This window comes from Kribbella sp. NPDC026596, assembly GCF_040638415.1.
Lineage (GTDB): Bacteria > Actinomycetota > Actinomycetes > Propionibacteriales > Kribbellaceae > Kribbella.
The window spans coordinates 1-12025 of sequence record NZ_JBEZYF010000046.1 but is presented as its reverse complement, the minus strand read 5'-3'; the positions used below and the strand labels follow the sequence as shown (position 1 = coordinate 12025).

14 protein-coding genes are annotated in these 12025 nt (G+C 67.1%); 2 read left to right on the top strand and 12 right to left on the bottom strand.

The window, feature by feature from the left end; translation table 11 throughout:
- From AB0E63_RS30765 to AB0E63_RS30740, 6 genes are all read right to left on the bottom strand, one after another.
- Complete coding sequence (locus tag AB0E63_RS30765; protein WP_360374046.1) at nt 1-1020, bottom strand: LacI family DNA-binding transcriptional regulator; 1020 nt, start codon at nt 1018-1020, stop codon at nt 1-3.
- A gap of 10 nt (nt 1021-1030) precedes the next feature.
- Nucleotides 1031-1888, bottom strand: a complete 858-nt coding sequence (locus AB0E63_RS30760) for a carbohydrate ABC transporter permease (RefSeq protein ID WP_360374044.1) — start codon at nt 1886-1888, stop codon at nt 1031-1033.
- Nucleotides 1885-2793 carry a sugar ABC transporter permease gene (locus AB0E63_RS30755; RefSeq protein ID WP_360374042.1) on the bottom strand — a complete coding sequence of 303 codons (909 nt, stop codon included), beginning with the start codon at nt 2791-2793 and terminating at the stop codon, nt 1885-1887. The genes AB0E63_RS30760 and AB0E63_RS30755 overlap by 4 nt, the downstream gene beginning before the upstream one ends.
- The gene (locus tag AB0E63_RS30750) at nt 2790-4061 is read right to left on the bottom strand and encodes an ABC transporter substrate-binding protein (protein ID WP_360374040.1); all 1272 of its coding nucleotides are present in this window, start codon (nt 4059-4061) and stop codon (nt 2790-2792) included. Before AB0E63_RS30750 ends, AB0E63_RS30755 begins: the two co-directional genes overlap by 4 nt.
- A 34-nt stretch (nt 4062-4095) precedes the next feature.
- Nucleotides 4096-5553, bottom strand: a complete 1458-nt coding sequence (locus tag AB0E63_RS30745; protein WP_360374038.1) for a sulfatase-like hydrolase/transferase — start codon at nt 5551-5553, stop codon at nt 4096-4098.
- A gap of 88 nt (nt 5554-5641) precedes the next feature.
- On the bottom strand, nt 5642-6469 hold the full coding sequence (locus tag AB0E63_RS30740; RefSeq protein WP_360374036.1) for a nuclear transport factor 2 family protein: 828 nt from the start codon (nt 6467-6469) through the stop codon (nt 5642-5644).
- A 198-nt stretch (nt 6470-6667) separates the two neighbouring features.
- Here AB0E63_RS30740 and AB0E63_RS30735 point away from each other — a divergent pair, with 198 nt between their 5' ends.
- A complete protein-coding gene (locus tag AB0E63_RS30735) occupies nt 6668-7342 on the top strand; it encodes a GAF and ANTAR domain-containing protein (RefSeq protein ID WP_360374034.1) in 675 nt (224 codons plus the stop codon).
- Here AB0E63_RS30735 and AB0E63_RS30730 read toward each other — a convergent pair whose 3' ends face one another.
- Nucleotides 7343-7666 (bottom strand): plasmid stabilization protein, encoded by a 324-nt coding sequence (locus tag AB0E63_RS30730; protein WP_360374032.1) that lies wholly within the window; start codon nt 7664-7666, stop codon nt 7343-7345. It lies immediately after the preceding gene.
- Between the two features lie 105 nt (nt 7667-7771).
- Between AB0E63_RS30730 and AB0E63_RS30725 the strand changes: the two genes are divergently transcribed.
- Complete coding sequence (locus tag AB0E63_RS30725) at nt 7772-8251, top strand: DUF6328 family protein (RefSeq protein ID WP_360374030.1); 480 nt, start codon at nt 7772-7774, stop codon at nt 8249-8251.
- A 166-nt stretch (nt 8252-8417) separates the two neighbouring features.
- On the opposite strand, the gene AB0E63_RS30720 is transcribed toward AB0E63_RS30725, so the two are convergent.
- From AB0E63_RS30720 to AB0E63_RS30700, 5 genes are all read right to left on the bottom strand, one after another.
- Nucleotides 8418-8765 (bottom strand): DUF1707 domain-containing protein, encoded by a 348-nt coding sequence (locus tag AB0E63_RS30720; protein WP_360374028.1) that lies wholly within the window; start codon nt 8763-8765, stop codon nt 8418-8420.
- On the bottom strand, nt 8762-9346 hold the full coding sequence (locus tag AB0E63_RS30715) for a winged helix-turn-helix domain-containing protein (RefSeq protein WP_360374026.1): 585 nt from the start codon (nt 9344-9346) through the stop codon (nt 8762-8764). The genes AB0E63_RS30720 and AB0E63_RS30715 overlap by 4 nt, the downstream gene beginning before the upstream one ends.
- Before the next feature lie 62 nt (nt 9347-9408).
- Nucleotides 9409-10791: a mycothione reductase gene (locus AB0E63_RS30710; RefSeq protein ID WP_360374024.1), complete on the bottom strand. Its 1383-nt coding sequence runs from the start codon at nt 10789-10791 to the stop codon at nt 9409-9411.
- An 83-nt stretch (nt 10792-10874) separates the two neighbouring features.
- Complete coding sequence (locus AB0E63_RS30705) at nt 10875-11309, bottom strand: hypothetical protein (protein ID WP_360374022.1); 435 nt, start codon at nt 11307-11309, stop codon at nt 10875-10877.
- Nucleotides 11309-11941 carry a DUF3618 domain-containing protein gene (locus AB0E63_RS30700; RefSeq protein WP_360374020.1) on the bottom strand — a complete coding sequence of 211 codons (633 nt, stop codon included), beginning with the start codon at nt 11939-11941 and terminating at the stop codon, nt 11309-11311. Before AB0E63_RS30700 ends, AB0E63_RS30705 begins: the two co-directional genes overlap by 1 nt.
- Nucleotides 11942-12025 lie beyond the last annotated feature (84 nt).

Here is a 12025-nt window from a genome sequence, read left to right as displayed (position 1 = left end):
CTACTGGCCAGTGCTCTCCCGCACGATGAGGCGGAAGGAGGCCTGCTGGTCGGAGACTTCGTACGGCGTACCCGCGGCCAGAGCCCCCATCTGGTCCTCCAGTGAGGAAACGGCCAGCTGAGCGATCGCCGTACGGTCCGGAGAGATCGTGGTGAGCGTCGGAGTAGCGGCGCGTCCGTATGGAATGTCGTCGAAGCCGATCACCGCGACGTCGTCGGGCACCCGCAACCCGCGCGTCTGCAACGCCCGGATCACCCCAAGCGCGACCCAGTCGGTCACACAGAACACCGCATCCGGTGGATCGCCGGGATTCTCGGCGAGGAGCTCCGCCATCTGCCGCTCCCCCTCCTCACCGAGGTTGCTCCGGATCGGCTTGATCCACTCCGTCCGCTCGGGCAGTCCGGCCGCACGCAACGCCTGGCGGTAGCCGCGGAGCCTCGGGTGCCGCCGGTCGGTGGGGCTCGAGCCGATCAGCGCGATCCGCCGCCGCCCGATGTCGATCAGATGCTGTACGGCGGTCTCGGCAGCCGCGACGTTGTCGATCGCAACATGCTGGACCATGCCCTGGTAGTTCCGCTCCCCGAGCATCACGAGCGGAGTCCCGTCCGTGCGATCGCGCAGGTCGGCCGGGCCGATCCGCTGTGGGCTCAAGATCAGTCCGTCCATCCGCTGCGGGAAGTGACCGGCCAGCGCATCCCGCTCGACCTTGGGATCACCGCCGCTCTGCTGGATCAGCACCACCCAGTTGCTCCGCGCCGCCGCCTCCAGGACCTGACCGGCGAGCGCGGCGAAGTACGGCATGTCCAACTGTGGAACGACGAGCGCGATCATGCCGGCCCGGCCGAGCGCGAGGTTGCGCGCCGACAGGTTCGGCCGGTAGCCGATCTCCTCGATCGCGGCCTGGACGCGGGCCCGCATCTGCGGCGACACGTGCTGGAAGTCGTTGATCACGTTCGAGACGGTCTTCATCGAGACGCCGGCCCGAGCGGCCACGTCAGCCAGCCGCGGTCTGGTGGTCACGGTCGCCAGACTACTTCAGGCCGGAGGTGGCGAGCCCTTCGACGATCCGGCGCTGGAAGAACACGAACGCCGCCAGCACCGGCACCATCGTGACGATGCTCATCGCGAACATCTGTCCCCACTCGGACTGACCGGATGCGTCGAGGAAGGTCCGTAGTGCCAGCGGCACGGTCAGCTTGCTCGGATCGGAGATGTAGATGAGCGCGGTGAAGAAGTCGTTGTAGCTCCAGATGAACGAGAAGATCGCCGTCGTCACCAGCGCCGGCCGCAGCAGTGGCAGCACGATCCGCAGATAGATCTGGAACACCCCGCACCCGTCGATCCGGGCCGCCTCGTCCAGCTCCCGCGGCAGCCCGCGGATGAACTGCACCATCAAGAAGATGAAGAACGCCTCCGTGCCGAGGAACTTCGGCACCACCAGCGGCAGGTAGGTGTCCACCCAGCCGAGGTCACGGAAGATCGAGTACTGCGCGATCAGCGTCACGTGCTGCGGCAGCATGATCGTGCCCAGCATCAACCCGAACAGCACCCGCCGTCCCACGAACGACATCCGTGCGAACGCGTACGCCGCCAACGAGCACGACAGCACGTTGCCGGCAATCGTGAGTCCGCAGATCAGCAATGAGTTCAGCAGGTAGACGCTGAACGGCGACCCCGGACCGGTCCAGCCGTCACGGTAGTTGGCAAGACTCGGCGAATGCGGCAGCAACGACCCCGAGCCGAAGATCTGGTCGTTCGGCTCCAGCGAACTGCTCACCATCCACAGCAAGGGGTAGAGCATGACCAGCCCGATCAGGATCACCGCCGCGTGCGCGATCGTCCGGCGGGACAGCAATCCGGTCGCTCGCGCGCGGTACGTCGTACTCATCGTGCCTCCCGCTCGTCGGCGTAGAAGACCCAGCGCCGGCTCATCACGAAGTTGGCCACGGTGAAGCCGGCGATGATCAGCAACAGCACCCACGCCATCGCCGCGGCATAGCCCATCTCGAAGCTGCCGAACGCCTTCTGGTACAGGTACAGCGTGTAGAACAGCGTCGAGTCCGACGGCCCGCCGCTGCCGGAGACGATGAACGCCGGGGTGAACGCCTGGAACGCGCCGATGGTCTGCAGTACCAGGTTGAAGAACACGATCGGCGACAGCAGCGGCAACGTGATGTGCAGGAACCGCCGTACCCGCCCGGCCCCGTCCACCTCGGCGGCCTCGAGTACGTCGCCCGGGATCTGCCGCAACCCGGCCAGGAAGATCACCATCGGCGCACCGAACTGCCAGACCCGAAGCAGCACGAGCGTGAGCAGCGACGTGTCAGGCGAAGCGATCCAGCTGGGCCCGTCGACCCCGACCGAACTGAGCAGGTGGTTCACCAGTCCGTCCGCGCCGAAGATCTGCCGCCACAGGATCGCAATCGCGACACTGCCCCCGAGCAGGCTCGGCACGTAGTACACGGCCCGGTAGAACGCGACCGCCTTCAGCCCTTGGTTGAGTACGACGGCAACCGCGAGCGCGAACACCATCTCCAGCGGCACCGACAGCAGCACGTAGGTGAAGGTGACGACCAGCGAGTGCTGGTACCGGTCGTCGGACAGCATCCGTTGGTAGTTCGCCAGACCCTCCCAGACCGGCGGGGCGAGCAGGCTGTAGTCGGTGAACGAGTAGTACAGCGACAGCACCATCGGCACCATCGTCAGCCCGACCAGACCCACCAGCCAGGGCGCCAGGAAGGCGTAGGCCGGCAGGCTCTCCCGCAGTTTGCCCGGCAGGGTCCGGCTGATCATGCGCTCAAGACCCGGGTCGCCTCGGACCCGAACTTGTCCGCCGCCGCGGCCGGGTTGGTACGGCCGAAGCCGATGTCCTGGTTGAGCCGGGTGAAGACGCTCAGCAGTTCGCCGTACCCCTTCGGCCAGGGCTGCGGGGACGGACCGACCTGCTGCTCGATCGTCTCGACGTACGCGATCGCGCGGCCCGCCGCCGTGTTCGGCTGCGCGGCGATCAGATCGCGGGACTTCTTCGACGGCGGTACGCCGAGCGTCAGCCCGATCGCCTTGACCGCACGGTCGTCGTTGATCAGGAAGTCGATCAGCTGGACGGCCGCGTCGACGTTCTTCGTACTCGCGGAGACCGACCAGAAGTCGAGCGCCTTGAGGAACTGACCGCGCAGCGACCCCGGCTCCCGACCCGGTACGGCGCCGACCACCAGCTCGGCGTTCTTGACCAAGGGCTGGTAGAACGTGACCTGCTGGACCCAGCCGAACTCGACCGGCGACTTCCCCTTGGACAGCTGGGACGTCTCGAACGAGCCGCCCTCCGCGGACGCGTCGGCCGGCGGCGCCGCCTTGGCCTTCCGCAGATCCTGCCAGTACTCGAACCAGCCCTCGAGCACCTCCTTGCCGACGGCAAGCTTGCCATCGGCAAACACTTCGGATCCGTACTCGCGCGCCCAGACCTCGAAGATCTGGAAGTTGCCGCCGGCATCACTGGTGCCGTACGAACCCGGCCCGGCCTCGGCGGCGAAGTCCTTGGCGAAGGCAGCGAAGGTCTGCCAGCTCCACTGCTCCGGCAGCTTCCCGCCAACCTTCTCCACCAGATGCGGGTTGCGGAACGTCGCATGCGTGATCGACGACTGCCCGATCCCCATCAGCTTGCCGTCGATCTTCCCGCTCTCCGCGACGTCCTTGTCCAACGCGTCGAGGTTGATCGGCTTGCCGGTCAGATCCAGCAATGCCTTGCGCTGTGCGTAGTCGGAGAAGTAGCTCATCGACATCCGGAACACGTCCGGACTCTTCCGGCCGGCGGTCTGTGTCGCGAGCTTGTCCCAGTAGTCGGCGAACGCGGCCCGCTCGGTGGTGAGCTTCGTACCGCTGTGGTCGGTGCCGAACGCGGCCAGCGCGGCATCCATTGCCTTGTGCACCGGATCGCCGCCGTACCAGGCGACCCGGAGGCCGTCGGACGATCCTTCGCCACCTCCGCCACAGCCGGGCAGGGAGACGGCCGTCGCGGCCGCCGCCCCGAACCCGAGCAAGGTCCGTCGAGTGATTCCTGCCATGGTGCGCCTCCAGGGGTCGGCAGCGCCGCGCGGGTCAGGCCCAGCGCCAGTTGTGCTTGGTGGTCTTCGGTACATAGGCCCCGGCCGGCAGGTCGTCGGCGACGCGGATCATCCACCGCACCAACGTGGCCTGCAACGCGTCCAGCACGTCATGGTGGACGGGGTCGTCGGACAGGTCGACCAGCTCGGCCGGATCGGCACGGAGGTCGAACAGCCTTCGCCGGCCACGGTCGTCCACGATCAACTTGTGGTGACCGCTGACCAGCATGCGTTCGCCACCGCTCTGGGTGACGCTGTTCAGTTCGTCGTACGTCGAGCCGTCGTAGGGGAAATGCAGTTCCGGGCGGTCCTGCTCGTCGTACGACACACCGCCGTACCCGAGCTCGGCGTACATGCTGCCGAACTCGGCCTCGGGTCCCTCTTCGCCGGCGACCAGTGGCGCGAGGCTTCGGCCCTGCACCCCGTCCGGCAGGTCGGCGCCGACCACCTCACACACGGTCGGGAGCAGGTCGACCATGGACACCAGCTCGTCGCGACGCCCCGGCTCCACCCCCGGTCCGCTGATGACAAAGGGGATTCGCATCAGCGCATCGGACATGCCTGCACCCTTGCGTTGCAGGCCGTACTCCCCCACGTAGTCGCCGTGATCGCTGACGAATACGACCAGCGTGTCGTCGAGCCGATCACCGAGACCGTCTAGCAGGCGGGCGATCTGGTCGTCGATCAAGCGCAGCATGCCCAGGTAGTTCGCCCGGTACCTTCGCCAGGCATCGTCGTACCCAGGTCTCTTGCCGGCGATCAGGTCGTGCAGCCAGCGGTAACGCCAACCCAGCTCCGGGATCACCTCCGGACCGGCCAGCCGATCGGGTACGTCGTCCTCGGGGAAGAGACTGAAGTACGGCTCCGGCACCTGATACGGGTTGTGCGGCTCGGGGAACGAGACCCAGAGGAAGAACGGATCCTCCGCGGACGTCGAACCCAGCGCGTCGAGCGCGCCGGACACGATCCGGTACGGCAGTTGCGCCTCGAGCGAGTACGGCGTCGCCTCCGAAGCCACCCCGTGGTCGAGACCGTGCAACCACTGATCGAACGCTGCCTCGGTGCCAGACGCCGCCGGGCCACAGTCGTGCATGAACGGCCCGTGGAACGTATCGAAGTCTTCAGCCGTGCGATGCATATGCGGTTTCCCCGCGAAGTGCAGCGAGTAGCCGCTGCCGCGAAGTACGTCGAGCAGATCATCCGAGTAGTACGCATGCTGCGCGTTGCTGTTCTGCCGCACCCTGTGCGCGGTCGGGAATCGACCGGTGAGCAAGCTCGTCCGCGCCGGCACACACGCCGGGTAACTCGTGTAAGCCCGCTCGAACGACGCCCCCGCCGCCGCAATCCCATCCAGACACGGCATGGTGTCCAGCCCGAACCCCGACCCGGCCGTGAAACCAGCCCGATGCTGATCGGTCATCAACAACAGGATGTTCGGACGGCTCGTCGGCATGCCCGCGACTTTACAGCGCTGTAAATCTTTCTGTCTACAGCGCTGTAAATTTCACGGCGAAGTGACGGCCCTGCTCACTCCTGACGAGCTACCTGGAGTCTGGCGGTTCTACGTCGTCGTAGATCCGGACGGCTGCGAGGAGGCCGTCCGGGCTGCGTTCGTAGACGGCGATGCCGGCCTGGGGTGGTACGGCGTGGGTCCCCCAGGCGATGAGGTTGTACTCCAGCGCGCACCGGACGCCGTCGTCGATCATGGTGCAGTTTTGGAGGCCGATGCCGCCTCCCTCGCTGAAGGTGCCGGTGTAGAAGGATCGGAGTTCGTCGGCGCCGCGATGGATGTAGTCCGGTCCGATCGGCTCGGCGACGTACCCGTCCGGCACGAAGGTCTTCAGGATCGATTCGGTGTCACCGGAGGCGAGCGCGCCGAGATGGCGGCCGACGACGTCACCGGGCTCGGCGTGCCCGGGCTCGAAGACCGGAGGTCTGACGTGGCGTCGTCCGTCGACCGGCCACTGGCTGCAGTACGTGCGGAACACGACCGAGCGATCGTCCGGTGATTCGGCGACGACCGCCATCGGCCAGGGCACCTCGCGGCCGTCGTACCGCACGTGGGCCAGGAGCTCGACGACGGCGCGAGGACCGACGACGGTCGACGCCATGATCTCGATCCGCGCCTCGTGCTCAGCCAGCCACGAGCGGTTGTCCTGGACGAAGGTCCGCAACTCTCGGTGACCGCGGACAACTCCGGCCCGTGGATCGTGGATCACCACCTCGCCGGGCCACACGACCTCGAGAGCGTCGGTCCTGCCTTCGTTCAACGCGGTGAAGTACTGCGCGACCGGATCAGCCTGCCCGGCGATCCGAATCTCGCGCCGCGCCAACTCTGCCGCACTGCTGAACTCCGGAAACCACGGCATCTCCGACCCCACCTCCTGAGCCACGCACCACGCAGCACGCTACCGCCAAGGATGTCGCACACACCACCGACGCCCGCCAGGAAACAGCCGCCACACCGGCTGATGGATTAGGTAATCCGGCGACGAATCACGCAAACTTGGCCTCTGCACTCCGGAGATGTGGGTGGTTCTTCACCCATGTCCTCGGGGGGACTTTCAGTGCCGAACCAGCCGGATCTTTCGGTCGCGGCAGCGCTCGCCCAACTCACCGTGGACCTCCACGACGCCGGCGTCGAGCAGGTCGCGGCCGCGGTCGTCGAGTTTGCTGCCCAGACGCTTGCTTGGCCGTTCGCCAGCCTTGTACTGACCCGACGCGCCGGCCGGGTCGAGCTTGCGGCGCTCTCCGACCCGGCCATCGGACCGCTCTGCCGGGGCCTGCTCACCGAGGGCAGTCCGCTGCTGGTCGTGGCGCGCGGCAACGACCCGGTCGTCGTCGACTATTCCAACGATCAGGTGCAGCCGCCAGTTGGCGTTGCCGCCGTCGCCCATCTGCCGTTGAGGGTCAAGTCCAGCCCGGTGGGAGCTCTCAGCCTGTACGAGAGCGACTCCGATCGAGTGGGGAATGAACGCCTCACGATCGCCGCACTCCTCGCGCAACATGCGTCGGCAGCGATCGCCCAAGCACGTCATCGCGAATCGATCCTGAACGCCGTCGAGGCACGCAAGCTGATCGGCCAGGCCGTAGGCATCCTCATGCAACGCTTCGACATCGGCGCCGACCTGGCGTTCCACGTCCTCAGCCGCCACTCACAGCACAGCAACATCAAACTCCGCGAAATCGCCGAGTACGTCCTCCGCCACCGCCGCCTACCAACCCCGCCCGGCTCCGAATAGCTACCGGCCGACGGCCTTCGCCAACTGAGCCTTGTTCATCGATGAGCGGCCCTTGATGTTCTTCTGTTTGGCCTCGTTGTAGAGCTGTTCCTTGGTGCGGCCCTTCGAGCCGCTGTGTGACCGCAGGCCGCCACGCCGGCTGGACGACATGTCGTGCGTGGAGGAACGGCTCTTCTGCTTCGACTCCCCCGCGCGCGCCCGCTCCTTGTTCACGGTCCGCGCCGCGATCTCCTCGGCGGTGTCCTCGCTCCGGCCACGCTTCTTCAGCCCGGCCTTGATGTGCTCGTACTGCCGTTCCCGCTTCGGACTCGAACCTGCAGGCATCACGCGCTCCCTTCGCTCAGCCGCCCGGTACCCCGCCTCCCGGTCGACTACGCGTGTCCCGGGGTACTGGGTACGTACCCGCCGGACCCAGACGTGAGGAAAGCGATGACCGTCCGACCGTACGAACGCGACGAAGAGGGCGCCGGTGCCCGGCTGGACCGGCATTGGAGCGAACTCCTGCAAGAGCTGCGGCTCGCCCAGACCGGCACGCAGATCCTGTTCGCCTTCCTGCTGACCATCGCCTTCCAGAACCAGTTCCAGGCTGCCGACCAGTTCACGCACTACGTGTACGCCGTCACCCTGACCACGTCGGCGCTGGCGGTCGCGCTGTTCCTGGCTCCGGTCTCCTTCCACCGCATCCTCTACCAGCAGAAACTCCGTGACCGGCTGGTCCCGATCACCCATCGCCTGATCAGCGTCGGACTCGTCTTCCTGCTCGCCGCGATCGCCGGCGGCGTCCTGATCGCCCTGGACGCGATCCTCTCCCGTCCCGTCGCGCTGGTCATCCTCGGCGTGGTCGTGATCTGGTTCGTCGTCTTCTGGTACGCGCTTCCCGCCTACGTACGCCGCACCGCCCGATCGTGACCGAGCTCCGCCTGCACCCAGGCGATTCCCCTCCGACCACCGCCCGCCATCACCGACCTCTGGTGGAACGACCGCGAGACGCACTCGCCAGGCGGCCCGGACGCGGGGGCAAGGACACCTTCTGGGGCCTTGAGACAAGCAATAACCTGTCCAAGCCCACCAGTACCTATCCCCACCCCCTCTCTCGGAAGTAGTAGATGAGCCAGTAGACGAGGGCCGCGGGTGGCGAGGCGCACAGGAGGATGATCAGCAGGCGGGTATCGATCTCAGCTGTGGATGACGCGGCTGCTTCCACCTCGACCGGCAGATCCATCACGAGGGCGTCGAGTTGGTCGCGGGTTCGTGCTGCGTAGGCCTCGGCCAAGCGTTCTTCGAGCTCGGGCAATGTCAGCCGGCCAACCGCGAAGTGGTGTTGCAGTTGCGCCCCGACCCGATCGCGCTCGGCGTCCGAGGCCCGGATCGCAATCGCCGTCCGGGTGTTGGGGTCGGTCGTGCAGTCCTCACTGTCATTCACGACGACCTCTCAGACTCTGGTGCAACAGCGTCCAGGGACGGGCGGTCTTGCAGGTCGACGACCGCGACAACCACTCGCGTCCAGGTCCCTGGCGCGTCGCGGTCCCCAGGCTGGGTGGCGAGCCGTTCGATGTGGCCGCGCAGTTCGGCGAGCGCCTCGTCGGTCAGTCGCAGGGCACCGCGGTGCACAGAGACCTCCCGACGTCCGCCGGCCGCCTCGGACCGGTAGGCGGCGTTGATGTCGGCCCGGGTGGCGTCCAGGATCGAGCCGAGGAACTCAGCCATCTCTTCCGGGCTCGCGGCATCGCCGGGGGGTTCTGTGACCGCGGGCGCATAGACCCGCTCGACCTTGCCGCGGGCGAGTGGACGGTACTCCGCGATCTCGATCAGCCGGGCCTGTTCGAGCTGACCCAAGTGGTAGTAGAGCCGGTCAGCCGGAACGTCGGCCCGCTCGGCGAGCTCACGGGCGGACTGCGGCCTCTCCCACAGCGCCTCCAGAAGCCGGATCCGCAGCGGATCGGCCAGCGCCTTGTGCACTCCACGCCACCGCCGGGCCGACGTACCGGAGCCTTCTGCGCTCATCGACCCCAACCCCGTTCATTGCACTGATTTCCGTTGGTTGGAAAATTCTACAACGACCGCACTCATACCCGATCAGTACCCAGTGCAACCTTCCGCAGCGCTTGGCTGATCACTTCGGTGAGAGCCGGATGGATCCAATAGGGGCGCTCGGCAAGAGTCTGAGCATCAATGTCGAGTGTCATCGCCATGACCAGCGGCTGGATGAGGGTGCTGGCCTGCGGACCCATGATGTGCGCGCCGAGCAGACGCCCAGTGTCACGGTCGGCGAGCAGCTTGCAGAAACCTGTGGTGTCGTCCATCGCCCACCCATACGCGACATCGGCGAATCGGGTGCTCGCGGCAACATAGTTCCGCGCCGCGGCTCGGCAGTCCTGCTCGGTCGCACCCACCGACGCAATCTGCGGATAGGTGAAGACGGCCGCCGGTACGACGTCGTAGTCGGTAGCGCGCAGCTGGCGCGGGTGGCGGAGATTGTGTGCGACCACCTCGGCCTCGCGATTCGCGACATGCTTGAGCGGGTACGGCGTACAGACGTCACCGAGCGCGAACACCCCGTCGACCTCAGTGCGCTGGCACTCGTCGACGATGATGCGGCCGTCGTCGTACGTACTGATGCCGGCCTTGCCCAGATCGAGCGTGTCCGAGTTAGGGGTTCGCCCGACAGCGACGAGGAGTGAGTCGGCAGTAAGGGTCGTCCCGTCATCGAGCACCAACCGCAGCGCGCCGGGATCACCTTCGAGTTTCGTCAGTTCGCGGCCGAGGCGAAGCTCGAAGCGATGCCGGGCCAGCTCGGTGTAGGCCTCCCCCACGGACTCGTCCTGGGGTCCGAGCAATCGCTCCGCCTGCTCGACGATGACGATCTCGCTGCCGGCGGCCGCGAACACGTGAGCGAGCTCAGCCGCGATGTAGCCCCCGCCAAGAACTGCTAGTCGCCGCGGTGGCTTGTCGATCCGCATGATCGTGTCCGACGTCTCGTACGGCAGACCCGACTCGGTTACCGGCGGCGGAACCACCGGACGGCCGCCCGCGGCGATCACGATCTGATCGGCCGCCACCGCGACCGACTCCTCGCCCATTTCGATCTGCAGCTTGGTCGGCCCGAGGAAGCGGGCATGCCCCGGATAGACCGTCACGAAATCGCTTTCGTCGCGACCTGCGCGACCTTTCGCCTCATCGGCGTCGATCCGCTCGAACACCCGGTCCCGGAGCCCGGTCCACCGCAATCCGAGCACTTCCGCCTCGACGTCGTACCGCCCAGCCTCGCGGACGGTCTCGGCCACCTCAGCGGCGTACGCGAGCATCTTCGAAGGAATACACCCGAAGTTCAGACACGTCCCCCCGAACCGGCGCTCCTCCACGATGCCGACGTCGAGCCCCGCGAACGAATCGCCGACCACCATATTCCCGGACCCGGCGCCGATCACCACCACATCGTGATGCCGCATCCGATCGCCTCCTGTCTCAGGCCGCCGGTATCCACCCGATCAAGCAACCAAACCGGAGCCCGGCGCGATCCAGCCGTTGTTTCTCAGCTGCGACCGGGATCGGCCCGCGACCCCGGTATGGAGTCGGCCTTGACGGCGTTTCGCTGGCCGAGGGGGCGGGGGTTGCCTTTGGTGGTGTCGCGGGCCGTTTGTTGTTCGGTTTCGGCGTTGGTTTCGGCTCCGAGGAGTACGGCGTACGCGGTCAGCCAGAGTGGCGCGTCCCGAGCCGGGCCGAGCCGGTAGGTGAAGCGGATCTGCGACGGATCCGCAACCAGCCCGTAGGCCAGCACTGCGGCGACGACGGCCGGAAACAGCGAGAGGAAGCCGAAGAACGCGACACCGGCCGCGAGCAGCGGCACCTGGTCGGCCTTGGCCTCAGCCCAGGCCCGCCGAATCACCTGCCACCAGCCGGCCGCCGGAATCTCCGTCGGCTTGTCGGCATCCACTCCCGGAACGTCCGGCCGTCGTACGTCGCTCATCAGCTCGAGGAACCTGCCCGCCGGACGGTGTCCGCCGAATCCTTCGCGTCGTCCGCGACCTGCTGAGCCGCCGAGCGGCCCTCGTCCGCCACGTCGGTCGCTGCCTGGGATGCGGCCTGCTTGACGTTCTCGACCGCCTGCTGCGCAGGCTCCTGGAGGTTCTCCTTCACCTCTTGCGCCACCTGCGCTGCCTGCTCCTTCACCGGACCGGCGGCCTCCATCGCCTTGTCCTTGGTGTCCTGGGCCAGGTCCCGTTCCCGCGTCGACGCCGGGAGCGCGGCGGCCACGACCCACCCCGCCGCGAACGCGATCAGCCCGGCGGCCAGCGGCGTACCGCGGGTCCGTGCCCGAGCCATGTCCGGTGCTGAACCGACAGCGTCACCGACCCTGCTGCCCGCGTCCTGCACGGTCGACACCGCCGAACCCGCGGTATCGCTCACGGATCCGCCCACGGACTCCGCCGAGCCCATCACGTGCTCCTTCAACCGGTGGACCCCACCGCGGGCCCGGTCGACCCGGCGGCCGACGACGCGACCCGGGCTGACCTTCTCCGTCAACGCGTCCACGTCGCGGCCGACGTTGCGCCGCGTCTGCTCGATGTCGCGCTTCAGCTCTTCCGGATCTTCAGCCATCTCGCGTCCTCCTTGAGTGATTCGACCGTCTGGTCGGGTTTCGGATTGACCTCTTGGAGCTCCCTGCGTCCCGTCGTCGCCAGT

What these genes read in the sequence shown, in the direction of transcription:
- AB0E63_RS30760 (WP_360374044.1), bottom strand. Translation starts at nt 1,888, where the DNA reads ATGAGTACGACGTACCGCGCGCGAGCGACCGGATTGCTGTCCCGCCGG.
- AB0E63_RS30755 (WP_360374042.1), bottom strand. Translation starts at nt 2,793, where the DNA reads ATGATCAGCCGGACCCTGCCGGGCAAACTGCGGGAGAGCCTGCCGGCC.
- AB0E63_RS30750 (WP_360374040.1), bottom strand. Translation starts at nt 4,061, where the DNA reads ATGGCAGGAATCACTCGACGGACCTTGCTCGGGTTCGGGGCGGCGGCC.
- AB0E63_RS30745 (WP_360374038.1), bottom strand. Translation starts at nt 5,553, where the DNA reads ATGCCGACGAGCCGTCCGAACATCCTGTTGTTGATGACCGATCAGCAT.
- AB0E63_RS30740 (WP_360374036.1), bottom strand. Translation starts at nt 6,469, where the DNA reads ATGCCGTGGTTTCCGGAGTTCAGCAGTGCGGCAGAGTTGGCGCGGCGC.
- AB0E63_RS30730 (WP_360374032.1), bottom strand. Translation starts at nt 7,666, where the DNA reads ATGCCTGCAGGTTCGAGTCCGAAGCGGGAACGGCAGTACGAGCACATC.
- AB0E63_RS30725 (WP_360374030.1), top strand. Translation starts at nt 7,772, where the DNA reads ATGACCGTCCGACCGTACGAACGCGACGAAGAGGGCGCCGGTGCCCGG.
- AB0E63_RS30715 (WP_360374026.1), bottom strand. Translation starts at nt 9,346, where the DNA reads ATGAGCGCAGAAGGCTCCGGTACGTCGGCCCGGCGGTGGCGTGGAGTG.
- AB0E63_RS30710 (WP_360374024.1), bottom strand. Translation starts at nt 10,791, where the DNA reads ATGCGGCATCACGATGTGGTGGTGATCGGCGCCGGGTCCGGGAATATG.
- AB0E63_RS30705 (WP_360374022.1), bottom strand. Translation starts at nt 11,309, where the DNA reads ATGAGCGACGTACGACGGCCGGACGTTCCGGGAGTGGATGCCGACAAG.
- AB0E63_RS30700 (WP_360374020.1), bottom strand. Translation starts at nt 11,941, where the DNA reads ATGGCTGAAGATCCGGAAGAGCTGAAGCGCGACATCGAGCAGACGCGG.